Annotated in this window: 24 protein-coding genes; 3 read left to right on the forward strand and 21 right to left on the reverse strand. The window is 59.6% G+C overall.

What is annotated here, in order from left to right; translation table 11 throughout:
• Nucleotides 1-12 precede the first annotated feature (12 nt).
• From HMPREF3053_RS05990 to HMPREF3053_RS06040, 11 genes are all read right to left on the reverse strand, one after another.
• Nucleotides 13-627, reverse strand: a complete 615-nt coding sequence (locus HMPREF3053_RS05990; RefSeq protein WP_016421995.1) for a TlpA disulfide reductase family protein — start codon at nucleotides 625-627, stop codon at nucleotides 13-15.
• 55 nt (nucleotides 628-682) lie between these two features.
• Entirely contained in the window at nucleotides 683-1,381 is a 699-nt protein-coding gene (locus tag HMPREF3053_RS05995) for a histidine phosphatase family protein (RefSeq protein WP_076772585.1), read from the reverse strand.
• Nucleotides 1,382-1,388: 7 nt separating this feature from the next.
• Nucleotides 1,389-2,735, reverse strand: a complete 1,347-nt coding sequence (hemL, locus tag HMPREF3053_RS06000) for a glutamate-1-semialdehyde 2,1-aminomutase (protein WP_049190552.1) — start codon at nucleotides 2,733-2,735, stop codon at nucleotides 1,389-1,391.
• A 35-nt stretch (nucleotides 2,736-2,770) separates the two neighbouring features.
• Entirely contained in the window at nucleotides 2,771-5,362 is a 2,592-nt protein-coding gene (locus HMPREF3053_RS06005; protein ID WP_070767433.1) for a heavy metal translocating P-type ATPase, read from the reverse strand.
• A 19-nt stretch (nucleotides 5,363-5,381) separates the two neighbouring features.
• Nucleotides 5,382-5,762, reverse strand: a complete 381-nt coding sequence (locus HMPREF3053_RS06010; RefSeq protein ID WP_016421991.1) for a hypothetical protein — start codon at nucleotides 5,760-5,762, stop codon at nucleotides 5,382-5,384.
• Nucleotides 5,759-6,403 (reverse strand): hypothetical protein, encoded by a 645-nt coding sequence (locus HMPREF3053_RS06015; protein WP_016421990.1) that lies wholly within the window; start codon nucleotides 6,401-6,403, stop codon nucleotides 5,759-5,761. Before HMPREF3053_RS06015 ends, HMPREF3053_RS06010 begins: the two co-directional genes overlap by 4 nt.
• Before the next feature lie 45 nt (nucleotides 6,404-6,448).
• Complete coding sequence (hemB, locus tag HMPREF3053_RS06020; RefSeq protein WP_016421989.1) at nucleotides 6,449-7,507, reverse strand: porphobilinogen synthase; 1,059 nt, start codon at nucleotides 7,505-7,507, stop codon at nucleotides 6,449-6,451.
• A 47-nt stretch (nucleotides 7,508-7,554) separates the two neighbouring features.
• Nucleotides 7,555-9,222, reverse strand: a complete 1,668-nt coding sequence (locus tag HMPREF3053_RS06025; RefSeq protein ID WP_016421988.1) for a bifunctional uroporphyrinogen-III C-methyltransferase/uroporphyrinogen-III synthase — start codon at nucleotides 9,220-9,222, stop codon at nucleotides 7,555-7,557.
• A 204-nt stretch (nucleotides 9,223-9,426) separates the two neighbouring features.
• Entirely contained in the window at nucleotides 9,427-10,359 is a 933-nt protein-coding gene (hemC, locus tag HMPREF3053_RS06030) for a hydroxymethylbilane synthase (protein WP_016421987.1), read from the reverse strand.
• 15 nt (nucleotides 10,360-10,374) lie between these two features.
• Nucleotides 10,375-11,817, reverse strand: a complete 1,443-nt coding sequence (locus tag HMPREF3053_RS06035) for a glutamyl-tRNA reductase (RefSeq protein ID WP_042388369.1) — start codon at nucleotides 11,815-11,817, stop codon at nucleotides 10,375-10,377.
• A 224-nt stretch (nucleotides 11,818-12,041) separates the two neighbouring features.
• Nucleotides 12,042-12,284, reverse strand: coding sequence for a glutaredoxin family protein (locus HMPREF3053_RS06040; RefSeq protein ID WP_016421985.1), 243 nt, complete (start codon nucleotides 12,282-12,284; stop codon nucleotides 12,042-12,044).
• Nucleotides 12,285-12,448: 164 nt separating this feature from the next.
• On the opposite strand from HMPREF3053_RS06040, the gene HMPREF3053_RS06045 reads away from it, so the two are divergent.
• Nucleotides 12,449-13,573 carry an HAD family hydrolase gene (locus HMPREF3053_RS06045; RefSeq protein WP_016421984.1) on the forward strand — a complete coding sequence of 375 codons (1,125 nt, stop codon included), beginning with the start codon at nucleotides 12,449-12,451 and terminating at the stop codon, nucleotides 13,571-13,573.
• Between the two features lie 242 nt (nucleotides 13,574-13,815).
• Here the strand turns inward: HMPREF3053_RS06045 and HMPREF3053_RS10885 are convergent, their stop codons facing one another.
• From HMPREF3053_RS10885 to HMPREF3053_RS06065, 5 genes are all read right to left on the reverse strand, one after another.
• Nucleotides 13,816-13,917, reverse strand: coding sequence for a 30S ribosomal protein bS22 (locus tag HMPREF3053_RS10885; RefSeq protein ID WP_003855542.1), 102 nt, complete (start codon nucleotides 13,915-13,917; stop codon nucleotides 13,816-13,818).
• Between the two features lie 243 nt (nucleotides 13,918-14,160).
• Nucleotides 14,161-14,352, reverse strand: coding sequence for a helix-turn-helix domain-containing protein (locus HMPREF3053_RS06050; protein WP_005509751.1), 192 nt, complete (start codon nucleotides 14,350-14,352; stop codon nucleotides 14,161-14,163).
• 263 nt (nucleotides 14,353-14,615) lie between these two features.
• Nucleotides 14,616-15,425 (reverse strand): pyrroline-5-carboxylate reductase, encoded by an 810-nt coding sequence (proC, locus tag HMPREF3053_RS06055; RefSeq protein ID WP_016421983.1) that lies wholly within the window; start codon nucleotides 15,423-15,425, stop codon nucleotides 14,616-14,618.
• 102 nt (nucleotides 15,426-15,527) lie between these two features.
• On the reverse strand, nucleotides 15,528-16,931 hold the full coding sequence (locus HMPREF3053_RS06060) for a hypothetical protein (RefSeq protein WP_016421982.1): 1,404 nt from the start codon (nucleotides 16,929-16,931) through the stop codon (nucleotides 15,528-15,530).
• Between the two features lies 1 nt (nucleotide 16,932).
• Complete coding sequence (locus HMPREF3053_RS06065) at nucleotides 16,933-17,871, reverse strand: Ppx/GppA family phosphatase (protein WP_161798944.1); 939 nt, start codon at nucleotides 17,869-17,871, stop codon at nucleotides 16,933-16,935.
• 34 nt (nucleotides 17,872-17,905) lie between these two features.
• Between HMPREF3053_RS06065 and HMPREF3053_RS06070 the strand changes: the two genes are divergently transcribed.
• Complete coding sequence (locus HMPREF3053_RS06070) at nucleotides 17,906-18,838, forward strand: DUF3109 family protein (protein WP_016421980.1); 933 nt, start codon at nucleotides 17,906-17,908, stop codon at nucleotides 18,836-18,838.
• 51 nt (nucleotides 18,839-18,889) lie between these two features.
• On the opposite strand, the gene HMPREF3053_RS06075 is transcribed toward HMPREF3053_RS06070, so the two are convergent.
• The 5 genes from HMPREF3053_RS06075 to mshA all read right to left on the reverse strand — a co-directional run bounded on the left by HMPREF3053_RS06075 (nucleotide 18,890) and on the right by mshA (nucleotide 23,651).
• A complete protein-coding gene (locus HMPREF3053_RS06075) occupies nucleotides 18,890-19,585 on the reverse strand; it encodes a response regulator transcription factor (protein ID WP_016421979.1) in 696 nt (231 codons plus the stop codon).
• A 3-nt stretch (nucleotides 19,586-19,588) separates the two neighbouring features.
• Nucleotides 19,589-20,896 carry a sensor histidine kinase gene (locus HMPREF3053_RS06080; protein ID WP_016421978.1) on the reverse strand — a complete coding sequence of 436 codons (1,308 nt, stop codon included), beginning with the start codon at nucleotides 20,894-20,896 and terminating at the stop codon, nucleotides 19,589-19,591.
• A gap of 130 nt (nucleotides 20,897-21,026) precedes the next feature.
• Complete coding sequence (locus HMPREF3053_RS06085) at nucleotides 21,027-21,773, reverse strand: phosphoglyceromutase (RefSeq protein ID WP_016421977.1); 747 nt, start codon at nucleotides 21,771-21,773, stop codon at nucleotides 21,027-21,029.
• A gap of 70 nt (nucleotides 21,774-21,843) precedes the next feature.
• Nucleotides 21,844-22,329 carry a type III secretion system chaperone family protein gene (locus HMPREF3053_RS06090; RefSeq protein ID WP_049172367.1) on the reverse strand — a complete coding sequence of 162 codons (486 nt, stop codon included), beginning with the start codon at nucleotides 22,327-22,329 and terminating at the stop codon, nucleotides 21,844-21,846.
• A 59-nt stretch (nucleotides 22,330-22,388) separates the two neighbouring features.
• Complete coding sequence (mshA, locus tag HMPREF3053_RS06095; RefSeq protein WP_172620248.1) at nucleotides 22,389-23,651, reverse strand: D-inositol-3-phosphate glycosyltransferase; 1,263 nt, start codon at nucleotides 23,649-23,651, stop codon at nucleotides 22,389-22,391.
• Between the two features lie 259 nt (nucleotides 23,652-23,910).
• Between mshA and HMPREF3053_RS06100 the strand changes: the two genes are divergently transcribed.
• On the forward strand, nucleotides 23,911-25,746 hold the full coding sequence (locus HMPREF3053_RS06100) for a long-chain-fatty-acid--CoA ligase (RefSeq protein ID WP_083317224.1): 1,836 nt from the start codon (nucleotides 23,911-23,913) through the stop codon (nucleotides 25,744-25,746).
• Nucleotides 25,747-25,878: the final 132 nt, after the last annotated feature.

Genomic DNA, 25,878 nt, shown 5'->3' on the forward strand with positions numbered 1-25,878 from the left:
CCATGCTGGGGCCTAGCCCTCCGCCTTCACTTCATTAACAGCCTTCATCAGCATGGTGTGATCGACCTCGCGGAGGAAGACCTTGGCCGGGCGGTGCTGCTTGTCCAGAATGATGGTTGTCGGAATCACCGAAGCCGGGATGCCGCCGAGTGCGCTGGCGTTGACGAAGGCCGGGTCATAGATGGACGGGTAGGTGATGCCGTTGTCCTTCACAAAGTCGATGGGAGCCTGGCGGACATTGTCGCGGACGTTGATGCCGAGAACGGTGCCGATACCTTGCTCTTCCATCTGTTCCTGGACATACTGCAGGTCATCCGATTCGGATCGGCACGGTGCGCACCACTGCCCCCAGGCGTTTAGGACCACAATCTGGTCCTTGAAGTCATCGAGGGAGATTTTCTTGTCGTCGTCCTCTAGAGAAGGACCGAACACCTTGCCGACCGGTTTGCGCTCCTCGGGTGCGTAGTCAATGATCTGCTGACCCCCTGGAGAAACAAACTCGAACTGACCGCCGACGGCAACGGCATCGTGTCCCACTGAATCTCCGGGGTTACATGCTGCGAGCGACAGAGACAGAGTTGCTGCCGCTAGCGTTGCTGCAATTCGGGACGATGAGACCTTGGCCACTTGGGGTGCCACCTTCCGGGGGTCAGTGAAACTTCAACAAAACTATTTATTCACCTTACAGGTGACCGGCCGGTTCACTGTAGCGCACGTCGACAATGGTGTCGCCGACGAAGACCAAGGAGGTCACGCTGGCCAGATCGCACTGCCTAGTTGCCGGGTTGTGGGCGAGCTTCAAGTACCGCGCACGACGCTGAGCTGCAATGATGCACAGCTGGTGCGTCACCAGCACCGCTTCCGCTCCTTCGGCGGCCTCGCGGGCTCGCTCGATGGCGTGGAACATACGGTCCGCGATCTCCTCGTAGGGCTCGCCCCAACTGGGCACGCTCGGACGACGCAGCCGTGGCCAGTACTTCGGATTCCACAGTGCGGAGTCAATGCCCTTGATGTGTAAACCCTCAAAGGAGTTGCCAGCCTCCAGCAAATCTTCATCCAGGGTCGGCTTCATGCCGATTATCTCGGTGAAGGGCCGTGAGGTTTCCTGCGTGCGCTGTAGCGGGGAACAGGCGAAGTAGCGGATGTCGTGGCCTTCGAAGGACGAGGCCGTGGCCGCTGCCTGACGCTGACCGCGCTCAGACAAGTGCCAGCCGGGCAGGCGACCGTAGAGAATCTTATCCGGGTTATAAACCTCGCCGTGGCGGACGAGATGTACGACCGTGGTCTTGGCGTGCTTTGTTGCACGCTTAGACGCCTGGTTTTCCGGCTGTGTCGGCTGCGATTCCTGCTGTGCTGCCTGCGAATTGGTCTTGTTCGGCACGTGTCACCTACTCCGGCTTGGCGGTTGCCGCCGCCTCGGCCGCGCGGGCTGCTGCACGCTCGATAATCTCGAAGTCGGCGTCGGTCAGCGCAGCGGAGACGAACCAGGTCTCGTAGCAAGAAGCCGGCGGGTAGACACCATTGGCCAGTAGGGCGTGGAAGAAAGCCGGGTAGCGGAAAGTATCCGCTGCCTGCATCTGCTCAAAGTTATGGCCCTCGCCCTCGGCGAAGCGTGGCGAGAGCATCGTGCCCGCACGCTGAATGTGGTGGGCCACGCCCTGCTTGGTCAGGGCGTCGGACAGAATCGTGGCCAGGCGATCTGCATTGGCTGCGACGGTGTCATAGACATCCTTCGTGGCATTCTCCAGGTTGGCCAGGCCAGCTGCCATAGCGACCGGGTTACCGGAGAGTGTGCCTGCCTGGTACACCGGACCGTTCGGAGCCAAGTACTCCATGACGTCGCGGCGACCACCGAAGGCAGCTGCCGGCAGACCACCGGAGACGACCTTGCCGAAGGTGGTCAGGTCACCGGCCACACCATCAATGCCGTACCAGCCGTTGTAGGAAGCGCGGAAGCCAGTCATGACCTCATCGAGAATCAGCAGTGCGCCGTCTGCGTGGCAGACTTCCTTCAACTTCGCGTTGAAGTTGTCCTGCGGTGCGACGGTACCCATGTTGCCCGCTGCCGCCTCAGTGATGACACAGGCAATCTCGCCCGGGTTCTCAGCGAATGCGGCCTTGACGGCCTCAATGTCGTTATAAGGAACAACAATGGTGTCGGCAGCCGATGCACCGGTGACACCCGGCGAATCCGGCAGACCAAAAGTAGCGACACCGGAACCGGCCGATGCCAGCAGCGCGTCCACGTGACCGTGGTAGCAGCCGGCGAACTTGATGATCTTGGAACGGCCAGTGAAACCGCGAGCCAGGCGTACTGCGGACATAGTGGCCTCAGTGCCGGAGTTGACCAGACGCACCTCATCTACCGACGTGCGCTCAACGATGTGACGAGCCAGGTCGGTCTCAGCCGTCGTCGGAGCGCCGAAAGACAAACCGCGAGTGGCGGCGCTCTGAACGGCCTCCACCACTGCCGGGTGCGCGTGGCCCAGAATCATTGGACCCCACGAGCAGACCAAGTCCACATATTCGTTACCATCAACATCCACGAGACGAGAGCCCGCGGCGTGGTCAATGAAACGTGGGGTGCCACCGACGGAACCGAAGGCGCGGACCGGCGAGTTCACGCCACCCGGCGTCACTGCCTGAGCCTGCGTAAAGAACTCTGCCGAACGATCGGTGAGCTCAACGTTTTCTGGGACATGAGGAGCATTAATGTCTTGAGTCACGGTGACCATCGTAGACGGCCACTCGGATGAAGGGCTACCCTGCCCTACCAACGTCCCAGCTTCACCCTGAATAGATGCTTGCGGCGAGAGGACACTCGACGGGATCGCCAGTCGATCCACAAGCTGGAGAAAATCATCAAAAGCGATGCCAGCAGCGGGTGAATCATACCGGTCATACCCAGCAGGATGACCGCAACGTTGTAGAACCACGCAAAGTAGATGTTGGAGTCCATCATCCGCACCACAGCACGTGCGATTTCAATGGCCTCCGGAATCGACAACACGTTGTTCCGCAGTGCCACGACATCGGCGTAATCAACATCAAGATTCTGATTGCCTTCGGTGTTGTCCATCAAAACACCCACGTCAGCGGCACGCAGAGAGTCCCGGATGTCCTTGTCGCCAACCATCACGACAGTCTCGCCGTCACTGTGGACCGAACGCACCGCAATGGCCTTGCGGGAGGCAATGATGCCCGCGAATACTCGTGAGATATTCAGCCGGTCAGCAAAACGACGGGCTACTGGATACGGATCTCGCGTGATCATCATGGTGTCCACGCCCATATCCTCAAGCTGGTCAATGCTCTCGACCGCATCGGGCTTAATGTCCTCACCAATGGTGATGACACCACGGACCTTGCCACGCCACGACACCACCATCGGAGTACCGCCACTGAGCGCAGCCACGGCCATTTTCTCGCTGAGTGCAGTGAGATCACGCGGACGCCAAACACGCCCCTCAACAAAGCGCATCTCTAACTTGTCGTCGGAGTCCTTCACCGGAATCTCTACCTGGCCAACGAACGCACCATCTTCCGCAATTGCGACGTGTACGGTCTCAATCCAGTGCGGCACCTCGCCACCGCCGGAACCGGCGTCGCGGGATGCACGGCACGCGCGTACGATGGCCGCCGATGCCGGGTGGTTGCTCTCCATCATGAGAGCGCCCGCCACACGCAGAACCAGATCCGGATTTTCATTGCGCTCAGCGGCGACACCGAGCACGTGGGTGTCACCCTCGGTCAGCGTTCCAACTCGGTTAAAAATCACCACATCGGCAGCGGCCAGCTTTCGGAAAGTCTCATTGCCACGAATCAAGATTCCGTTACTAGCACCGGCCAGAATCCCGATGCGCTGCACGGTCGACGTAGACATTGCCAATGCCACCGGCGCGATGCCCGAGAGCATAGCCAGCGCCACCGCGAGGGCACCGCTCATCGTGCCCGTCGCCAGCCACCAACCGCAAAAAGCCACGCCCGCCAACGACAGCGTCCATGGCACCAGCTCTGATGCCGAGTGCACTGCGGTCTGGTGCATCACCGTTTCTTCTCGAACCGCTTGACGCAGCCAACGCGCTATCGATGACGCCCGGGTCTTGAAACCGGTGCGCTCCACACGCACCTTGAGCTCCGAATCCAGGTTGATTGCGCCGGCCCAAACCTTGGAATTGACCTTGACCTTCTGCGGTTCAACGCCGATACCGAGTAGCTGCGCATCCATCATGGACGCACCACCGATGACTGAGCCATCAACTGGAATCACCGAGTGCGGTGGAACCACGATGTCATCACCGATATTGAGCTCCGCGACCGTCACCTCCACCCGTTTCGGCTCCGCGGATTTAGCGCTCTTGCGCACGACTGTCACGTTTCGCTCAGCTGGAATGCGCAGGTTGCGCAAGATTTGTCCAGTACGCACCTTGTTGTAGCGCGTAAACATGCGACCTGTTAGCAACAGCACGGTCAGACCGCAGGCAACGTCGAAAAACACCTCTGCCGAGGCGCTTTCCCGGTAGTTGAAAGCAAACCACGTGGGCGCAGTGGTATATCCAATCTGTCCCGCGGGACCAAAGATAAGCTGCGCTAGCGACCACAGCCACGCCAGCAGGATGGCAATGGAGCTCGCCCCATCCAGCGCCGACATCCGCCGACGCAGAGACGCCGCCATTGCACGGTGGAACGGCCAGCCACCCCACCACACCACAATCGTGGTCAGCACAAGACACATCCACTGCCAACCCGGGAACTGCCAGTTGACGTTCAACGACGTCACCAGCACCGGAATCGATAGAAACAGGCTGCCCCAAAAGCGCTGCTTGGTCACCAGTTCACGCGCCGTGAACAGTACTTCCGCGCCGCCGCCGCTTCGGCGCAAGGCCGCTTCACGACGGCGAATGCGCTCCTCCTCATTCTGTTGAGCGGCAGCCGGAACAGCGGGACGGCGATGTTGTGACACATCCAGCCGAGTTGCACGACGCCGAAGCGTACTGCGCGTGAGGTACGACTCGACCCCAATTTCGCGGAGAGCTTCGATGAACTGATTCGGATCGATGGTATCGGGCGCTGTAATCCACGCGCGTCCGGGCTTGTAGACCACAGAGGCCGTCACATCTGGAAAGGATTCCAAAACATGCTCAGCACACTCAGCACTCTCGGCGTTTTCCAAGTTTTCCAGGATGAGTGCGAAAGCTGTGTTGGACTGGCCTCTGCGGTGTGCAAGCCGCTGATGGGCACTTTCTTCGTCGATGTCCTGACGGCTTCGTGGCAATGCCTTACGAGCAGCGACCTTGGCATCCACAATCGCTTGTTCAACGCGATTGTCCAGAGAGAAATCAAACTCACCGGTGTCACTCATGGCCTTTGAAACTTTCCGTCTAATCCTGTGGCTGGTTGGCGCGCGTGAGCGCTAATTCACGATAGAGCAACAGTAGTCCACACGCCATCGCCAGGCTGGGCGCGATAACCCATACAGTCAGCGCGCCGGCCATAATGGCAAAGAACATGGCGAGAGCCGTGATAATCACCATGATGAGCAGGCAGTTCCGGGAGAGTTTGAACTCAGTGGCCGTCGGCAAGCAGCCGCTACCAATAAGCGAGCAGACCAGCGTCACACCGGCGACGATGTAGATATCGCGGCCAACGGCGGCGGGAGCCTGCGAATAGTCGCCGGTGACCAGTATCAAGCTCAGGACAATCTGGGCGATGAGCGCGACGAAGAGCACCCACTGCCAGGGCCGACTCGGCAGGGACATCATCGCTTGGACTCCTCAGGCTGCTTGGATTGCTTGGGCTGTGACTGGCCCAGCTGCTGTTGCCGCTTTGGATCAGCGCCATGCTTCGACGCTCTCGGCAGATGCGATTCCGGAGCGGACGGAGTCCACGGTTTCGACGGGCGCTGATGATCGAAGTAGTCCTTGGATTCCTTCGAAGCGGCGAGCACTAGGCCCGCTACCGCGGCAGTGGCCGAGGCGATTCGCACAATTCCGCTGATAAGAACGAGGGATGCCGGCACTCCCGATTCTGAAGCCGTAGAAGAGAAGAAGGACATCAGCGCCGACAGTGCCAGGTAAAGCGAGCCGATAACCAGCACGGTGCGAGCACCTTCGCTCCCCTTGCGCATTCGCTCGATAATGGCGAAGAACGCGATGCAAAGCCCCACTGCGAAAAAGAACGCGATAACGATAGTCGCCTTCATGGCAGCATCAATCTGGCCCTCGCTGAAACCCGGGAAATTCTCCTTAGCGGTTGAGGGGCTCATCAGCATTTCCGGATGCAGCCAGTAGGTCACCGTAGCTACCGCAGCGACGAGCAGCTGCAACACGGCCGTAACCCGCCACGCCTGCCTAGCTCCCTCGACCTGCTCGGGAATTGCGGGCTTCTTCTCTTCTTTAGTCATCCGTCCACTTCTCGATATTTATTACTGCACGTTCACCCGAGCGAATTAGAACTGGGCGCGCAGCTTCTTCGCCAAGTCCACCGCTGCGTACGTCAAAATCTGCTCCGCACCGGCACGGCGAATGCTCAGCACTGCTTCCATCATCGCAGCATCCAGGTCAATCCACCCGTTGGCGGCAGCGGCGTGAATCATCGCGTACTCACCAGAGACCTGGTAGGCGGCAACCGGCACCGGCGACATATCCGCGACCTCGCGCAGAATATCCAGGTAGCTCATGGCCGGCTTGACCATCACCATGTCCGCACCTTCGTCAACGTCGAGCTGCACTTCAAGCAGGGACTCACGACGGTTTGCAGGATCCTGCTGGTAGGTACGGCGATCACCCTGTAGCGAGCTGCCCACAGCTTCACGGAATGGACCGTAGAAGGCGGAGGCGTACTTTGCCGAGTACGCCATGATGGAGACATCCTCATGGCCAGCGGCATCCAGGCCCTCGCGAATTGCGGCAATCTGGCCGTCCATCATGCCCGAAGGGGACACGATATGGGCACCGGCGTCGGCCTGCGCAACGGCCATCTTGATGTAGTTAATCAGCGTGCGGTCATTCTCAACGACCGTGTTGCCGAAGCGATCCGTGCCCAGCACACCACAGTGGCCGTGGTCAGTGAACTCATCCAGGCAGGTGTCGGCCATGATCAAAATGTCATTCCCGAACTCGTCGCGGAGACGACGCAGGGCACGGTTGAGTACGCCCTCCGGATTCCAGGACTCAGAGCCCTCGCCGTCCTTGTCCGCATCCAGCGGGACACCGAAGAGGTCAACTGCCGAGATACCTGCCTCAACAGCCTCGCGCACAGCTTCTACCAGGGAGTCCTCGGTATGCTGCACTACCCCGGGCAGGGAGCTGATGGGCTTCGGCTCATCAATACCATCTGCAACAAACATGGGCAGGATGAGATTTTTCGGAGTCAGTGTCGTCTCCGCCGTCATCGCACGCATCACCGGGTTGGTGCGCAGCCTGCGTGGGCGACGAATCGGGAGAGGAAATCCAAACTGTTCGAGATCGATTTCGCGGGATGATTCAGAAGCTCCAGATGTAGTCATAAAGACAACCTTAATCAAAACGCGAACTCGCTCCGGTACGCCCCTGCTCAGTCCTTGGTTTTACGCGAACGACGACGCTTCTTGCGCGGTGGTGGCAGCTGCCCTGCCGCCCGCAGTTGCGCAACATGCTCTGCCAGCGCATCCACCAGCTCCGGGATGCTTGCGCGCTCCGGCACGACATCTACCCGCAGGCCGTACTCGCGAGCCGTGGCTGCGGCCATCGGCCCGATGCAGGCAATGATGGTGCGAGCATGCGGCTTACCCGCGATACCGACCAGGTTCTTCACCGTCGACCCCGAGGTAAAGCACACTGCGTCGAAGCCACCGGACTTAATCATGTCGCGGATATCCGCACTCGGTGGCGCTGCCCGCACGGTACGGTAAGCGACCACATCATCAACTTCCCAGCCCAGATCAATCAGACCGTCGACAAGCACGTCAGTGCCGATATCGGCGCGCGGCAGCAGCACGCGGTTGACCGGATCGAGATCCTCGATGTACTCCGGGAACACGTCGACAATGCCCGCGGCATTTTGACGAGTGTCATCCGGAAGCAGCTCCGGAGTGATGCCGAGATCGCGGATGGCAGCGGCAGTGCGATGGCCGACGGCTGCGATGCGGACCCCAGCGAAGGAGCGCGCGTCCAAGCCGAATTCCTGGAACTTCTCCCACACTGCGGTGACGGCGTTGACGGAAGTGAAGACAACCCACTGGTAACGGCCGTCGACAAGCCCCTTGATGGCGCGTTCCATCTGCGCCGGGCTGCGCGGTGGCTCGATTGAGATGGTCGGGACCTCAATCGGGATGGCGCCGTGCGCAACGAGACGGGCACTCATCGGGCCTGCCTGCGCCTTGGCACGTGGGACCAGCACCTTCCATCCGTAGAGAGCGCGGTTTTCCCACCATGAGTACTTCGAACGATTGTCCACACCCTTGCCAAGCGTGACCACCAGCGGACCGGTCAGGTCACCCGAGAGCTGCGCCAAGGTGCCCAGCGTGACGTCGTAGGTGCGCTGCAGACGAGTCGTACCGTTGACAGTCACCGACACCGGCAACGACGACGGCAGGCCGCGTTCGCCGAGCTCAGTTGCAATGGCGGACAGGTCGTCCTGCACGGCCTGCAGTACCAGCGGCTGCGGTGCCTGGGCCAGCTCGTCCCAGTCCACATCGGCGCGACCGAGATCGGTCTCCGTGTACGTCGAGCCCAACGCGATACCGGCAAATGCCGGGACGGTGGAGGGCACGGACATGCCAGGGACAATCTGGAACTCAACATCGGCGTGCGAGACGTCGTTGATTTCGGCCAGCAGCGAATCGTTGGTCAGCGGATTGCCTGCCACCAAACGCACCACGTCATTGCCTTTAGCGGCTTCTTCGACCAGCAGGTTGGCCATCTTCTTGGGATCGTCGATAGGCGTGCGCAGATCTGCGGCGGTCGGTGGTGCCGGACGCGGCGGCTTACGACGAGATCCCTTGGCCTTGGCTGCGGCGCACATGCGCTCGTACTCTTCCTCGGCTTCCTTCAGCAGCTCGGGAGGAACAGGCACATCGGTTGCGACGAGCTCTCGAACCCCCGGCATGACATCGGCGTCGACGTAGGCGATAGCGGTGTCTGCGAGAATCTCACGGGCGCGAAGCGTCAGCAGGTCGGGATTTCCAGGACCAGCGCCGACGAACAGGATGCGTCCCGTTGCTGAGGGGAGGGAGGTGTTCATCGTTGCGGAGTGATTTCTTTTCTATTGGTTGTTCACTTTTCGTGCCGATGAGTCTCTAAGGAAGAAAGCGGACATGCGCCAACGCATGTGAGGGGCAGGTGGACACCTGAATCTCACATGCGAGCACACGAAGGAAACCCTTATCCCAACGGCATGCATACAGGCCTATTAGCATAAAGGGTTTGAGCCAAATTAACTAACCGGCTACTTTTGAGATTCCCGCAGGGTATCGCCCATTACCTCATGAGCACCCCGTTCGAGCAGGGCCGCCGCAACCTTCCGGCCAAGCTCATCGGCCTTATCCACGTTTGCGGTAGCGGTCTCGAGCAACTGACGCGAACCGTCGAGTGCGAACACCCCCGCCTGCAGGGTGAGTTCACCACTGTCGCTCACGGTTGAGTAGGCCGCGACCGGAGCGGTACAGCCCGCTTCCAGCTCATTGAGTACCGCGCGCTCAGCGACAGCGCGGGCATGGGACACCGGGTGGTCAATCTTGCGCAGAATATCCACAATTTCGCGGTCAGCAGTGCGGCACTCCAGCGCCAGGGCGCCCTGAGCCGGGGCCGGTATGAGGACGTCCACGTCCAGGGATTCCGCAATCTCTCCGAGGCGACCCGTGCGCTCCAGCCCAGCGCGAGCCAGAATGACAGCGTCCAAGTCCTCAGAGACGCGCCCCATGCGGGTTTCGATGTTTCCACGCAATGGTACAAGTTCCAGATCGGAGCGCAGCGCACGCAGCTGAGAGACACGACGCGGCGCGGAGGTACCCACACGAGCCCCCTCAGGCAGGTCCATCAGCGGCGTGGCATCGCGGGAAATCAGCGCTTCTCGCGGATCGACGCGCTCCGGCACGGCTGCGACCATCATGTCGTCTTCCGGCAGGGTCGGCAGGTCCTTAAACGAGTGCACGATAATGTCGCACACCCCCTCGCGGAGTGCATGACGCAGCGCCTGGGTGAAGACACCGATGCCAATCTTTTCCACCGGGTCGTGGCGGTTATGGTCACCGGCGGTCTTTACAATCACCAGCTCTGCAGGCTGTCCCAGCTCAATCAGTGCATCACGGACGTGACCGGCCTGTGTCGTGGCCAGTTCCGAGCCCCTGGTACCGATACGAATAGTCGCTGGGTCAGGCATGTTTCCCTCCGGGTGTTAATTTTTGGTGGTTTCAGCAACGCCTTCAATGATGGCACTACTGTCAAGACCATACTGCTCAAATCCCTGCATCCGCCCAATTCGGCCCTCTACCATGAGATCTGCGGGGATATCGGTGTCAGCATACAGGCCAGAGGGGGTGGATAGGGGCAGGTCGAAGAGCTTCTGCAGGGCAAGCGCGTAGTTGCCACCACCCTGCTGGCTAGAAAGCTTCTTGACCTGAACCGTTGGCGCGTGCAAGAGCTTATCGACGACGCGGCGAACCGTGGACTCGACCTCGCGACGTTCCTTTTGAGTAAGACCCGGTGTCTTCGCCTCCAGGCGAGCGAGCTCAGCCGCCGCCACATCCGCCGCGCGCTCACGCAGAGCGCGAACAGTCGGTGCTACCTCGCTTGCGCGCTGCGCCGTGAGGTAGGACTCCAACTCTTCGGCCACAATGTCGCGCGCTGCAGCCTCATCATCACGACCCGGAACCTCCGTGCGAGTCATCTGCAGCAATTCGATGTTGAAGAGTGCGATCCCCTCAAGCCCGGAGACATCCTCCGCGACGTCGCGAGGCATAGACAAATCGACGATGGCGAGCGGGCCGTGGTCGACAACATCTGCAGCTGAGACCACTGGAGTCATGGCTCCGGTGGCACTGACGAGAATGTCCACATCATCGAGGACATCAGCGAAATCATGCAACGCAATAGCAGTAGCGGGGATGCCCGCTTCGATCGAGTGGTTAGCCAGGTTCTGCGCCCGGTCAACGGTGCGGTTGGCAATAATCAGACGATCAATGCCGCAGCGCCCCAGGTAACTGGCGGCCAGCGAACTCATCGCACCGGCGCCGAGGATAAGGGCCGAACGTCCGGCCAGAATATCGGTACCCTCAGCGACGTCAACACCAGAGTTGAACCCAGGATGCAGCGCAGCAATCGCCTCGTCGATGGCCACGGAGACCATCGATGCGCCCGCATTATCAATCAGTGTTTCGCTGTGGACTCGCTTGCCTGTGTGCAGCGCCTTCTGCGCCAAGTCATGCAGCATGCGACCGACGGTGCCGGCTTCGTCCGCTTCCTGGTAAGCATTGCGAAGCTGACCGATAATCTGCTGTTCCCCCAGCACCATCGAGTCAAGACCAGCACACACCGAGAAGGCATGCTCCGCTGCGGCCTGTGCGTACCGCACATAGAGGTGCGGTGTCAGTTCATCGAGTTCGAGCCCAGTACGACCGACAATTTCACGGACCACGGCCGATAGGCCAGAGTGGAAGCCGTTGGCCACCACGTAGTACTCAACGCGGTTACAGGTCGACAACAGCATCGCTTCGCTGATCGCTTCATCCGCGACCAGCCGAGCCAAAATGGCCTCTCGCTCAGTTTCACCGACGGAGACCTTTTCAAGAAGGGTCACCGGAGCAGACCGGTACGACATTCCGACGAGAAGCACACTCACCGCTCAATCACCGCTCTATTGCTCCTTCACAGGCCCCGCTACGGGCTTTTTCACACAGCTATGACTGTTAACGCTAGACAACTCTGCCATCTCGTCACAACAAAGGCATACTTTACTTAGTCTCTACCTCGATGTTCGCAGCACTCCCCTACTTCTTTGCCGCTACTCCACATTCTGCCATGTCTCCGCAGCTCCTAGCAGTTCGGCAGAGTTGTCTCCCGAACTTATTCGGCCTCCGCTATCGCTTCCAGGAGTTCATCATCATCGATTTCCCAGCAAGCGATTTCCTCATCATTGACCAAAATCACCGGCACGCGATCGCCAAATTCCATGGCCAAGTTCGGATCGGTATCGACGTCTTCCACCTGGAACTGCGCATTTTGGTCCCGAACTAGCGGCTCAATCTGCGCAATCACTCGGGCGCACGAACCGCACGTCTTCCTACTCATCACCGTCACAGTCACCATAACGGCCAGTCTAAAGGTCGACTGTTTCGCTTTACGACGTCCCCCTCCCCACACTTCCCCTGCAAAAGTGACTCTTCTTATCCTTGCCCCATCCGCTCCTTGAATCTCAGCGCGCAGCTTTGCCTAAAGACCGGATACTATTCAACAAGAGCTTCCGATAACGGATGTCGGTTGCATACACCGTGGAAAGAGATTTTCGTGCCGTGAGTGAGTTCAGTGCCGACAACCGCTCCCCCTTCCCCATCGACATGCTGGGTGACCTTGCGTCCTCGCAGGGTAACGTCCGCAACTTCCTCGAGCAGGTAGTTCTCGCTCCGCTCAATGACGAAGCACAGGAGGAAGCTGGTGCTGCAGCGGCTGCCAATGCACTGGAAGCTCTCGGCGAAGTCTACGACGTCGGCGGCGAAGAACTGGCTACGGGATTTCGCAGTGTAGCTGGTGCCGAAGATGCCGCTGGCGGTGCCCGTGTGCTCTCGCAGCCCATTCCAGGTGTCGAACGCGATCAGGGCGCAGCCGCTTTCTTCGATGTGGACAACACGCTTGTCCAAGGCGCATCAATCTTCCTCTTTGCCATGGGTTTGGTCGAGCGCGGCTTCATCAAGAAGCGTGATTTGGCCGGCATGATTTGGAAGCAGCTGAAATTCCGAATCTCAGGCGCGGAAAACGCTGCCGACGTAGCTAAGGCCCGTGAACAGGCATTGGAGTTTTTCGCCGGCCACGATGTGAATGAAATGGTCAAACTCGGCGAAGAAATCTTTGAAGAAAAGATCAGCGACCGCGTTTACCAGGGCACCCGCGATCTGGCGGAACTACATATCCAGGCTGGCCAAGAGGTCTGGCTGGTCACCGCCACCCCGGTGCAGCTGGCCCAGGTTATCGCTAAGCACATCGGACTGACCGGCGCCCTTGGCACGGTCGCCGAGGTCAAAGATGGCAAGTTCACTGGCCGCCTGGTAGGCGATATTCTCCACGGCCCGGGTAAGAAGCACGCGGTGGCAGCTCTGGCAGCCTCTTCCGGGTTGGACATGTCTCGCTGCACGGCATACTCAGATTCCGCCAACGACATTCCCATGCTGTCCATGGTGGGCACCGCCGTGGCCATCAACCCGGACCGCAAGTTGCGGAATTACGCCCAGAAGATGGGGTGGACTATCTACGACTATCGCCACTTTCGCTCCGCAACCTTCGCCACGATGCGGTGGCTCTCGATCGGAGCACTGCTGGCAGGAGCTGTCGGGGGCGCGGGACTCGTCGGCAAGCGACTGTGGGACGCGAACAAGGAAAGTTAAACGCTGCTAGGCGCACTCGAGAGTTAGTGACTGCGTTTATGACAAAAATGGCTCGAAAAATGGCCTGAAAGTGTCATAAACTCCTACAGTTTCACATTTGCAGCCCGTAATCGGCAGCCCGTGATTAGCCCCCCCCCAACGACAAAACCCGCCCTATCTCAACGAGACCGGGCGGGTTTTGCTTTTAAAACGTGTACGCGACGCAGCACGCGCGCTCCTGCGATAACGGCAGGAATGCTGGCTTACTTGCCGAGCTTACGACGCTGCACGCGGGTACGGCGAAGCATCTTGCGGTGCTTCTTCTTCGACATGCGCTTGCGACGCTTCTTAATGACGGAACCCATCGGCTCGACCTCGCTATTCGTTGACGGAAATTTTTTCTTGCACAATGGCGGCGTACTCAATGCGGCCTTACAACCGCCGAGATGTCACGCCCTTTTTTTCCTTCCGCCTTCACAGCTCGATACTTCATGACTTGAAGACGATAGGAAACAGGGGCGCAGCACAGCACCATGTACTAATCGGATTAATCATAGCGGGGACATATGCGTTCAGGTCAAACAGCCCCGCTTAAAAGGCAGAAAAAATTAACCCGCGTTGTAGAAAGAGGAGTCCAGGTACTCCTTGACTGCGGACTCATGGACGCGGAAAGAACGGCCAACGCGCACTGCCGGCAGCTCGCCAGCGTGAACCAGGCGGTAGACGGTCATCTTGGATACGCGCATGATGTCAGCAACTTCCGCAACGGTCAGAAAGGTGCCTTTATCTGCATTCTGCATTAGTAAATATTCCCTTCAGCGCACGCGACGCGCTGCAGGCTTCCCCTCCTGCAGAAAATCGTGACACGCACGTGCTTTTCATATCCTACCGGTAGGCAAGGTGCCGGTGCGATTTTTGATAAAGAATAGGGGCATTGGCGAATGGTGTGACAGTTGTGACTAACTCATCGTCCCTGCGTATCGGATTAGCTACTGCCCCTAACCATTTCCAATGCCCCAAATATTGGGGTTACTTGTACACCCGCGACCACTCGGCGAAATACTTATTTACCCATCTCATTGGCCTTGTCATAGCAAGCCTGCAGCGCGCGATGCACCGCGCGACGAATACCCTCTTCCTCGAAAACTCGGGTGGCCGCTGCCGTTGTACCGCCCGGCGAAGTGACATCAGCACGCAACGCAGTCGGGTCCGCGCCTTCCTGCATCATCATCTCGGCTGCACCAGCAGCCGTAGCCGACGCCAGACGCTTAGCCTGATCACGCTTGAGGCCCAGATTCACACCCGCGTCGGTCATCGCCTCGACGAACTGGAAGAAGTAAGCCGGACCGGAGCCCGAGACTGCAGTGACTGCAGACATCAGCGACTCATCGACAACCTCAACGCTGCCGACCTTCTTCAACAGTTCGACAACCTCGTCGGTCTGGCTCTCCGTGACAAAGCGGCCCGGCGCGACTGCACAGACCCCCTTGCCCACCAGCATCGGGGTATTCGGCATGACGCGGATCACCGGAGTACCGACAGCACAGACGCTTTCCATCTTGTCCAGCGTGATGCCAGCCGCCATCGACACCACAATGGTGTCGACCTCAGAGTCATCGAGCACGTCGGCAATCTGCTCGAGCATGTCGATAATCAAGTACGGTTTTACGCACAAGAACACCACGTCGGCACCGTCGACGGCCCCTACTGGGTCGTCGGCATCGACAATGCCGTAGGTCTCCTTCAGACCGGCCAGGCTCTCCTTGGTGCGCCCCACCACATAAATCGAGGAGGGCGAGACACCACCGTCGATGAGACCACCGACGAGTGCGCTACCAATCTTTCCGCCACCAATTACAGCAATTCTTGTCATGGACGCTAAGTGTGCCAAAACTGGCCCACACATGCGAATGCAGGGACCGGAAAACTACGCTTCCGACCCCTGCATCAGGTGATGATTATTCTGTTGACCCCACTACAACTGGAAGAGAATCCAGGGGCCAAATGTCAGCGCCAAACCGACAAGTCCTGCAAGAATCGGTGTCAGTTTGTCCTTCTCACGGCGCAGGTAGTTCGCCATTCCCGCGAAGCCACCAGCGACCACGAGAGCCATGATGACAACCACAATCTTTGGCAGCGACGACCAGGCCATGGTGAAGCCCAGGAACACCAATGCACCAGCAATCAGACCCACGAAGACCTGGATTAGCAGCAACGGCACCGAGAGGGAATTGTCCTCGGCGTAGCCATCGCGCGCGACGGCCTTGCCCTTGGAGCTCTTGGATTCTTCACGCTTAACGACGTCCCGGGGCTCCGCCTGCTTCTCGTCAGCTGCGGCCTGGGTCGGTGTGGTCTCGACCTGCGCAGCCTCAGTGGGGGCGTCCTCGGCCTGCTCGATATCGGCCTGTGCGTCTTCTGCCTGTGCAACTTCAGGAGCGACAGCGGCCGCCACTGCCGCCTTGGAAGCGGCACCGGTATCGGCGTCAGCGTCGGCAGCCTCGAAGGTAGCGGTTTCCTGAGCAGCTTCAGCCTCAGCAAATTGTTCACCGTCGACGTCATCCGATTCAGCGGATGCCTCGGACTCTTCGTCGACATTGTCCTGGACAACCGGAATGGAGGCAGTCGGACGGTCGTCGTAAGCGTTGGAACCGGTGAGTACCGCACGAGCGACTGGCCCCGGCTCCCCAAGCTGCTGCGACTCGTCTGCCATGTCACGCAGTTCGGTGAAGGTGTAGGTAATCTCCGAACGCTCGGAGTTGACCATGACCGGACGGGGTTCCATCGGAATTGCCAATGGCACCGCAGGGGCTGCTGGCTGCGCAGTTGGTGTGCTCTGCGCGGCTTGCTCCTGCTGCGGAGCTGCCGGTGCAACCGGTGCAACCGGTTCTTCAGCAACTTCGGCAACCTCGTCAGCTTCGGCCTCAGCGACCTCGGCGTCAGCTACTTCGGCGTCAGCCTCAGCTAATTCCGACTCCTCTTCTTCCTGATCAGCAGCTTCAGCCTCGGCCTCAGCTTGAACCTCATGCTCCGACGAATCCGCCCCTTCAGCAACTACCACTGGCTCAGCGACAGCCTCCGAGTGCTCCGGAGCTTCTACCTCCGGTTCGGTTGCCTGCGCTTCTTCGGCGGCGTTGGCCGCAGCTTCGTCGGCAAGCAAATCACTCGTAGTCGTCTGATCGTCGTCTGCGTTGGAAAGAGCGTGAGCACCACGTCGCGGTTCGTCGGCCTTTACACGAGGGATTGAGCCGGTGAGCTCCTGAACAGACACACCGCCTTCTTCAAGGCTGCGTCGACGGCGGCGCCGCGGTGGTTCAGAGGGGGCTCCCTCCTTCTGCCGCCGCGCCAGCAGTTCGGCAACGGTGAGCTTTTCCTCGCTCATCTCAACCCTTTCCGTATAGGTCACTGTCCAGTCGTCGGAAGATAATGCCCTCACGCAGCGCCCAAGGACAAATCTCGACCTTCTCTAATCCCAATGCTCGCATACTAGCCTCTGCAACGAGAGCACCTGCGACAATTTGGTGAGAACGATTCGCACTAACACCCTCAAGTTCAGCACGGTCAGCCGCCGTCATGCGGGAAATAAACGCAATCAACTGGCGCAAACCAGCGGCAGTCAGAGTGCGCTTAACCCGGGGACCAGCAGCGGAAGGCGCCGCACCGGTCAGGCGAGCGAGAGTGCGGAAAGTCTTCGAGGTGGCGACAGCCAAGTCCGGCTCACCAAGCGTACGCAGATGACGAGCTGGCTCAGCGAGCTCAGCATCAATGTAATCGCGCAGCAGGTCAATCTTCTTGCGCTCCGGCGGATCGGTCTCGAACCACTCGTGGGTCAAACGGCCCGCACCGAGCAGCAGTGAGTACGCGGCCTCCGGATCCTCATCGGTACCCGACGTCAGCTCGAGAGAGCCGCCACCGATATCCAGGTTGATTAGACGACCAGCAGACCAGCCGTACCAGCGCCGTACTGCCAAAAAGGTCAGACGAGCCTCGTCCTCACCGGAGAGAATCTGCAGCTTAATGCCAGTTTCCTTCTCGACGTGAGCGAGTACTTCGTCCGCGTTGGCGGCATCGCGAACAGCCGAAGTGGCGAAGCTAATCATCTCTTCGCACTTCATCTGCTCAACCAATTCCTTGGATTCAGCGACGTAGCCCGTCAGCTTGTCAATGCCCTTCTTGGACAGGTTGTTGTCCTTATCCAGGTACTCGACCAGCTTCATCGTCGACTTGGAATCGCTCATCGGAGTCGGATGTCCGCCCCGGCGGGCGTCCACCATCACCAAGTGGACGGTATTACTACCTACATCTAATACACCTAATCTCACTCTTAGTAGGTTAGACGGTCTACGGTGTATTGGTGTGAATCAACCCCACCCCCGCCCCGGTCGTGGACCGCAACCGTCTCCCGCTGAAGTCGCCTATGACTTTCCCCGCGAGTGGTTCGAGTTCGCCCACCCGGAGGACCCAGAACATATCATCACCTGCGACCTAACCTGGTTGATGAGCTCCTATCAATGCGCTTTCGGCACCTCCGCTTGCCAGGGCATCGACTCCGCGAACGCGGATGTCGGATGCTGTGGCCATGGCGCCTTTATCACCGACGAAGAAGACCGCGAGAGGGTTATTGACGTCGTAAAGCGAATGGAAGGCGACTCCGCAGAGCCCCAGTGGTGGCAGAACCGCCCCGAACAAACTCTGAAGTGGCTTGAAACCTACGAAACCGACCCCTCCGAACCGTTGGAACCGTGGTTAGTGTGGGACGAGCTTGACGACGAAAACGGAGAGCCTGAGCCTGCTCTGAAAACGAAGGTCGTGAAGAATGCCTGCATTTTTGCCAACCGTGACGGATGGCGCAATGGTGCGGGCTGTGCCATCCACCAATGGGCGATGGCCAACGACATTGACCCCGTAAAGGTCAAGCCGGATGTGTGTTGGCAGGTGCCGCTGCGCCGACTGGAGGACTGGGAGGAACGCCCGGACGGCCAGGAGATTCTGCGCACGACCATTACCGAATACGATCGTCGTGCCTGGGGCGATGGCGGCGAGGACTTTGAATGGTTCTGCACGGGCGCGCCGGCCACACATACCGGTGGCGAGCCGGTGTGGCGCACGCACAAGTCCGAGCTAATAGAGCTCATCGGCGAAGAGTGCTACGAAATTCTGGCGGAGCACTGCCGTGCCCGAGAAATAGCGGGCGCGGCCAAGGCTTTCGGGCCGAGTGGCTACCCACTGCTGGCGATTCACCCGGCCACACGCGCAGCGGCCGAGGGGCTGGCGCCGGACGAGGTTTAAGTCGGGGTTTCTCAGACCGACGGCGGAGATTGTCGGCAGCAGTCTGCTGAGCTAGTCCTCGAACTTGTAACCCAAGCCGCGAACGGTGACCAGGAACTCCGGCGAGGAAGGATTGCGCTCGATCTTGGAGCGCAGGCGCTTGATGTGTACGTCCAGCGTCTTGGTGTCGCCGACGTAGTCGGAGCCCCAGACGCGGTCGATGAGCTGGCCACGGGTTAGCACACGACCACGGTTGCGCAGCAAGTACTCCAGCAGGTCGAATTCCTTGAGCGGCATTGCGACATCATCGCCGTCAACGGTGACTACATGGCGCTCGACGTCCAGCACGACCGGGCCGCCGCGCAAGACCTCCTCGTAGATATCCTCGACATCGTCGGAGTCGTCGTGGCGACCGCGGCGCAGCACAGCCCGGATACGGGCAATAAGTTCCCGAGAGGAATACGGCTTGGTCACATAGTCATCCGCACCAATTTCGAGGCCGACGACCTTGTCAATCTCAGTGTCACGGGCGGTCACCATAATCACTGGGACAGAGGACTTTAAGCGGATGTTTTTGCAGACCTCGGTGCCACTCATACCTGGCAGCATGAGGTCCAGCAGCACAATGTCCGGTTCTGCCTTGGAGAATTCTGCAAGTGCTTCCTGGCCGTCAGCGGCCATCCGCACCTCGAATCCTTCGCGCTGCAGCAGAAACGCAAGCGGCTCCGCCAAAGCCGTCTCGTCTTCGACAATAAGTACCTCAGTCACGGATTACTTCATTCCTTCCTTGGAATCCTTGTTCTGGGAATCCTTATCCTTGCCACGGGTTTTGCCCGTACCGCGCTGCGCGTTTTTCTTAGCCGCAATTTTACCCGCAGGCTGGGTGTGGCCGATTGGCAAACGTGCAGATACATCGCCATCATTCGACGCGGAACCGTTCTTTTCCATCAGCGGGAGCTCAATGGTGAAGGTCGATCCTGTGCCCAGCCGACTCCACAGCTTCACGGTTCCCTTGTGATTCGCTGCGACGTGCTTAACAATTGCCAAGCCCAGACCGGTACCGCCTGTCGCCCGCGAGCGTGCCTTATCCGCACGGAAGAAGCGCTCGAAGATACGCTTCTGATTCGCCTGGGAAATGCCGATACCGCGGTCAGTGACGCGGATAGCGACGGTGTCGTTATCCTCCTTGACCGCAGTCACAGATACAGGCGTGGCCTCTGGCGAGTAGTTGATCGCATTTGAAATCAGGTTGGACACCGCGGTGATCAGCAGGCTGCGTTCACCTTCAACCACCAAATCCGGCTCACAGTCAACGGTGATTTCAATACCCGCCTGCTCCGAGAGCATCTGGTTACGACGCACAGCTCCTTGGACAATCTCTTCAACCTTCACGGGAGACATGTCCGGCAGCGGCTCTGCCCCCTGCAGCTTCGACAGCGAGATGAGTTCCGTAATCATGGTCGACATCCGCTTGGACTCCTGCGTCAGGCTCTCACTAAAGTGACGCACGGCAACCGGGTCGTCGGTAGCTTCATTCAGCGCCTCGACCAAGAGGCTGATGGCCCCCACCGGAGTCTTGAGCTCGTGGGAAACGTTAGCCACAAAGTCACGTCGCGCGGCCTCCATACGGGCCTGTTCGGAGACATCCGCCGCATAAATCACCACAAAACGGTCGTCCACCAGTGACAACGGAGTTAGCTGACAGCGGACAATTGTGTCCGGCGCCCCCGCCCGGCGCGACGGCAGCACCAGCGTTAGCTCCTGGTCCTCCTGCGAGTCAAAGACCTTGAGCGCAGCTTCCCAGCCCACGTCATTGAGGCGGCGCTCATAGACCAGCCCTAACTTGTGCGCCATGGAGTTCGACAAAATCAAATCACGTGAGATGTCAACGACCACCACACCCGTCGGAGACTTCTGAATGGCCAGGTGCATGACCTGCGCCATGGTGGTTATTGAACTTTCCTCGTCGCTCTTCTGACGCCGAGCGGCGTTATAGGCACCCGAGACAACTCCACCAAGAATCAGCACAGCTGCCATAACCGCAGCACCTAATAGAGCGGCGATAATGATTTTTGACACGGGTCTTACCCTAAGCTCTTTTCACAATCCGCGCGCGCTGAAAATCAGTGCGCTAGCTAGCTCTAAATAGACCAAGGAGCACAGCCCCACTTGGCTGCGCCCCTTATCGGCCTATCAAACACCTACATTTTTACTTGTTGCCCTGAGCAGCAACAGCAGCAGCACCTGCAGCTGCAGCTTCCGGATCCAGGTAGGTGCCACCCGGGTTCAAAACCTTGCCCTCAGCATCAAAGTCGTAAACCAGCGGGATACCGGTCGGGATGTTCAGAGCGGCAATGTCCTCGTCCGAGATGTTGTCCAGGTGCTTGACCAGTGCACGCAGGGAGTTACCGTGAGCTGCCACCATGACAGTCTCACCGGCCTTCAGACGCGGCAGGATTTCCTCTTCAAAGTAAGGAATGAAACGCTTCACGACGTCCAGGAGGCACTCCGTGCGCGGAACCTCATCCAGGTTGGCGTAACGCGGGTCATTAGCCTGCGAGAACTCGCTGTCATCCGACAGCTCCGGCGGCGGAGTGTCGTAGGAGCGACGCCAGGACATGAACTGGTCCTCGCCGTACTTCTCCTTGGTCTCTGCCTTGTTCAGACCCTGCAGAGCACCGTAGTGGCGCTCGTTCAGACGCCAGTCACGGATAACCGGAATCCACAACAGGTCAGCGGTATCCAGGGCAATGTGTGCGGTGTTAATTGCGCGACGCAGCAGCGACGTGTAGAGAACCTGCGGCTTCAGGCCTGCCTCTACGAGCATCTCACCGGCACGTACTGCCTCAGCGCGGCCCTTGTCGGTCAGTGCAACGTCGACCCAGCCCGTGAACTGGTTGGATGCGTTCCACTCACTCTGGCCATGACGGACAAGAATCAGTTTTCCATTGCTCATACCCCTAATTGTGCCCCAAAACGGGAAAGCCCGCCGTTCGTTGCCCCGCTATGTGGGTTGCTACCCCCGGCTACTCAACCATGTGGCGGAACTGCTCCAGATTGGCCAGGTTTTCCCCACGGTCAACCCGCCACTCCCACTCGCGCTTAATTGCCGATGCAAAGCCGCGTTCGAGGATCTGGTTGAAGTCCCCATCGGCCGTCTCGAGCAGCTGACCGAGGAGGCGGTCGAGGTCATCGTCGGAAAGCTCAGCGGGCAGTTGACCGACCAGGTAGATGTCGCCGGCGGCGTCGATGGTGTAACCGATGCCGAACAGACGACGGTTGCGCTGTAGCAACCACTTGTAAACGGCCTCGTGGTTTTCTTCGACCGCGCGACAGACGAAGGCTTCAACACGCAGGGAGTCCGGTGCCGGGATGAGGCCGACGACAGTCTTGAGCTTCTTCTTACCAGGCAGGACCACCACGGCGGCATTGTCTGCAATACCATGCTCGACACCGAGGCGTTCCAGCTGCTCACCGAGGGATTTCAGCTGTACTTGGATGTCCGTGCTCATCGTGAATCATCTCCCTGCTTTTGTGGCTACGGCTCTGGCGGTACTGAAGCTAACGAAACCTACCGGGAGCCGCCCGCATCCCGGATAGAGCCGGGACAATTTTCCTTTTGGAGTTCGGTTCGATGATAGACATCGGCCAACCGATCCACGGTCTTTTGCCAGGAAAACTCCAGGGAGTGCTCGCGTGCCTGGGTGGCCAATTTAATGCGTAGCTCGTCGTCCTCCACCAGGCGACCGAGGGCATCGGCCCAGGCTGCGGGCTCGTGACCGTCGACAAGCAAACCGCTGACCCCATCGTCGACAGCGATGGAGAGTCCGCCGACATTCGCCGCGACAACGGGAGTACCGGTGGCCTGAGCCTCCATCGCCACCAACCCGAAAGTTTCGTTGTAACTGGGCACGGCGACAATATCTGCGGCCTGGTAGAGCTTCGCCAGGTCCTGCGGCGGGCGCGGGGGCATGAACCGGACCAGGTGGTCGATCCCCTCTTCCGCGGCGAGATTGGTGAATTCGTCGGGCGCATGCAGCCCAGAACCGGAAAGTCCACCGCAGATAATCACTCGGACATTAGTGGCGGGATGGCGACGCATGAGCTCACCGACACCCCGCAGCAATACCTGCGGGCCTTTCAGCCGCTGCAGCCTACCGACGAACAAAATGACCTTAGTGTGCAACGGGATGCCCAGCTCACGACGGGACCGCTCGGTGGCACGATCACTGCCCGGCGAAAAGAGCTCCACGTCCACCCCGGGCGGCACGACATTGATGCGCCACGGGTCGGCATCGTGGAGATCCGCGAGCTGCTTAGCCTCGGCATCGGTGTTGACGATGAGCCGGCACGCATTGTCCACAATCTGCTGCTCACAGATACGCCGAGACTCCGGCTCCGGCGTATCTCCCTCCGCCAGATGGAGATTCTTCACTGCCGCCAGCGTGTGCGCCGTGTGCACAAACGGAATGTCAAGCAAATCCGACAGCAGCCACCCCACCTGGCCAGAGAGCCAGTAGTGCGAATGGATCAGGTCGTATTCAATCCCCTGTTTGCGGGCGAATTCAATGACCCCACCGGCAAAGGCCGGCATCTGCGTAGCCAGGTCTGACTTCTCTAACCCCTCATATGGGCCAGCCACAATGTTGATGACGCGGAAGTTCTCACTGACCTGAATCACCGGCCCATCGCTGGAACGCGTGGCGCGGGTGAAAACATCCACCTTCACACCGCGTCGCGCCAGCTCCTCGCAGGTGCGCAGCACGTAGACATTCATGCCACCAGCGTCACCGATGCCCGGTTGCTCCAGCGGAGAGGTATGCATGGAGATCATCGCGATGCGGTTCGGCCACGCCGGGGTGTTAGAGGTGGCCGCGTCTGCGCCCGCCGTTGCCGCCGGAAATGTTTCGCTCATACTGCCCAGAGTGCCTATGCCAGGGGCAACCCCGCAAATGAGTACCTCAAATACGTGTATAGGAATTCCGGCATCGCAGTGCGACGTACGGCACAATAGAGGTCGATACCTACTACGTCGTAGGTTATTATCACCTCACGACATAGTCAGGCGATAAACAAAAACCTAGGAGGATCCCATGGCCGATACATCCAGCTCACACGCTGCAAATGACTCTGCCCCAGCTCACGGTTCCACACCCAACGCTGCGGCCTCCAAGGCCTGGCTGAACCTGTATCCGGAGTGGACCCCACCCCACATCGACTACAACTTCGACACCCTCCTAGACGTCTACCGCCACACTCTGAGCAACCACCCGCGCCGCAAGGCATTGACCTTCTTCGGTCGCTCCACCTCCTACGCCGAGCTGGATGCCAAGGTTCGCAGCGTTGCCGCCGGCCTGCGCGCACTTGGCGTACGCAAAGGCGATCGCGTGGCACTGCTCATGCCGAACTGCCCGCAGCACGTCATCGCCTACTGGGCAGTTCTGCACCTCGGCGCTGTTGCCGTAGAGCACAACCCCCTCTACACCGCCCACGAACTGCGCCACCCATTCAACGACCACGGCGCCCGCTTTGCCATCTGCTGGGACAAGATCGTCCCCGTACTTGAGGACCTCCGCAACAACACCCCGCTCGAGACCATCATCGCGGTCAATATGCTGCAGGACCTGCCGTTTGTCATGCGCACCGCCCTGTCGATCCCGCTGCCGAAACTCCGCGCCGCCCGCGCTAAGCTGCACTCCTCCGCACCGCAGGTCATGGGTTTTGACGCTTTGCTTCACGACGCCGTCGGCGGAGACGGCCACGACCTCCAGGCCGATGAATCCATCACTGCCGATGACACTGCAGTGATGATGTACACCTCTGGCACCACGGGCTCGCCAAAGGGCGCGCAGTTGAGTCACCAGGGGTTGGTAGCCAACATTCTGCAGGGCAAGGCCTGGGTGCCGGGCCTTGGCAAGGAGCGGGAGATCTCCCTCGGTGTTCTGCCGATGTTCCATGCCTACGGCCTGACCATTGTCACCAACTTGTCCATGCTGATTGGCGCTGAACTGGTGCTGGTGCCGACACCGGAGATTCCGCTGATTATGAAGGTGATGAAGAACAATCGCCCGACATGGGTGCCTGGTGTGCCGACTCTCTACGAGAAGATTGTCGAAGCCGCCGAGCGCGATAATGTCGACCTCTCCGGCGTGAAGTTCGCCTTCTGCGGTGCTGCTACCCTGCCGGTTTCCCTTGTGCAGAAGTGGGAGAAACTCACTGGCGGGCGCCTTGTCGAAGGCTACGGCCTCACCGAAACGTCACCGATTATCGTCGGCAACCCGATGGACGGCAACCGCCGCCCGGGCTACGTTGGCCTGCCATTCCCCGACACCGAGGTTGCCATCGTTGACCCCGAAAATCCCACCAAACTCCGCGCTGACGGCGAGGAGGGCGAGGTCATCGTCCGAGGCCCACAGGTTTTCGCCGGTTATCTCAACCTCCCGGAGGCAACGGAGAAGTCCTTCACCGATGGGCCTGCTGAGCTTCCCGCTGGCGACCGTTGGTACCGCACCGGCGATGTCGGAGTCATGGAGTCGGACGGCTTCATCAAGCTGGTTGCCCGCATCAAGGAGGTCATCATCACCGGTGGCTTCAATGTCTACCCGGCCGAGGTCGAGGAAGTACTGCTCTCCCACCCGGACATCACCGATGCCACGGTCGTCGGCCTGCCGAAGAGTGACGGCTCCGAGATGGTCGTGGCCGCCATCACCCTTGCTGACTACGCCCGACTGGATTCCGACGCCTACCGCGACCACTGCTACGACAACCTGACCCGGTACAAGGTGCCGCGCGCATTCTTCCACCTGGAGGAACTACCTCGCGACCAGATGGGCAAGGTCCGCCGCCGCGATGTCCGCGACGTGCTGCTCACGCAGCTGGAGCAGAAGGGCCAGAGCGTCGATTCGCTTTCCCACCGCAAGCACCATTAGTTCACGGTGGTTTTGTAGTTGGGATAGGGGCCTGAGTAGAGCGGGCTCCTATCCCTTTAAGGCGGACCCCGGCTCCCCCCCCCCAGACTTAGTGACTAGGTTTATGACAAAAAACTGAGGGTGAATAATATT

This window comes from Corynebacterium sp. HMSC064E07 (assembly GCF_001815745.1).
Lineage (GTDB): Bacteria > Actinomycetota > Actinomycetes > Mycobacteriales > Mycobacteriaceae > Corynebacterium > Corynebacterium jeikeium_D.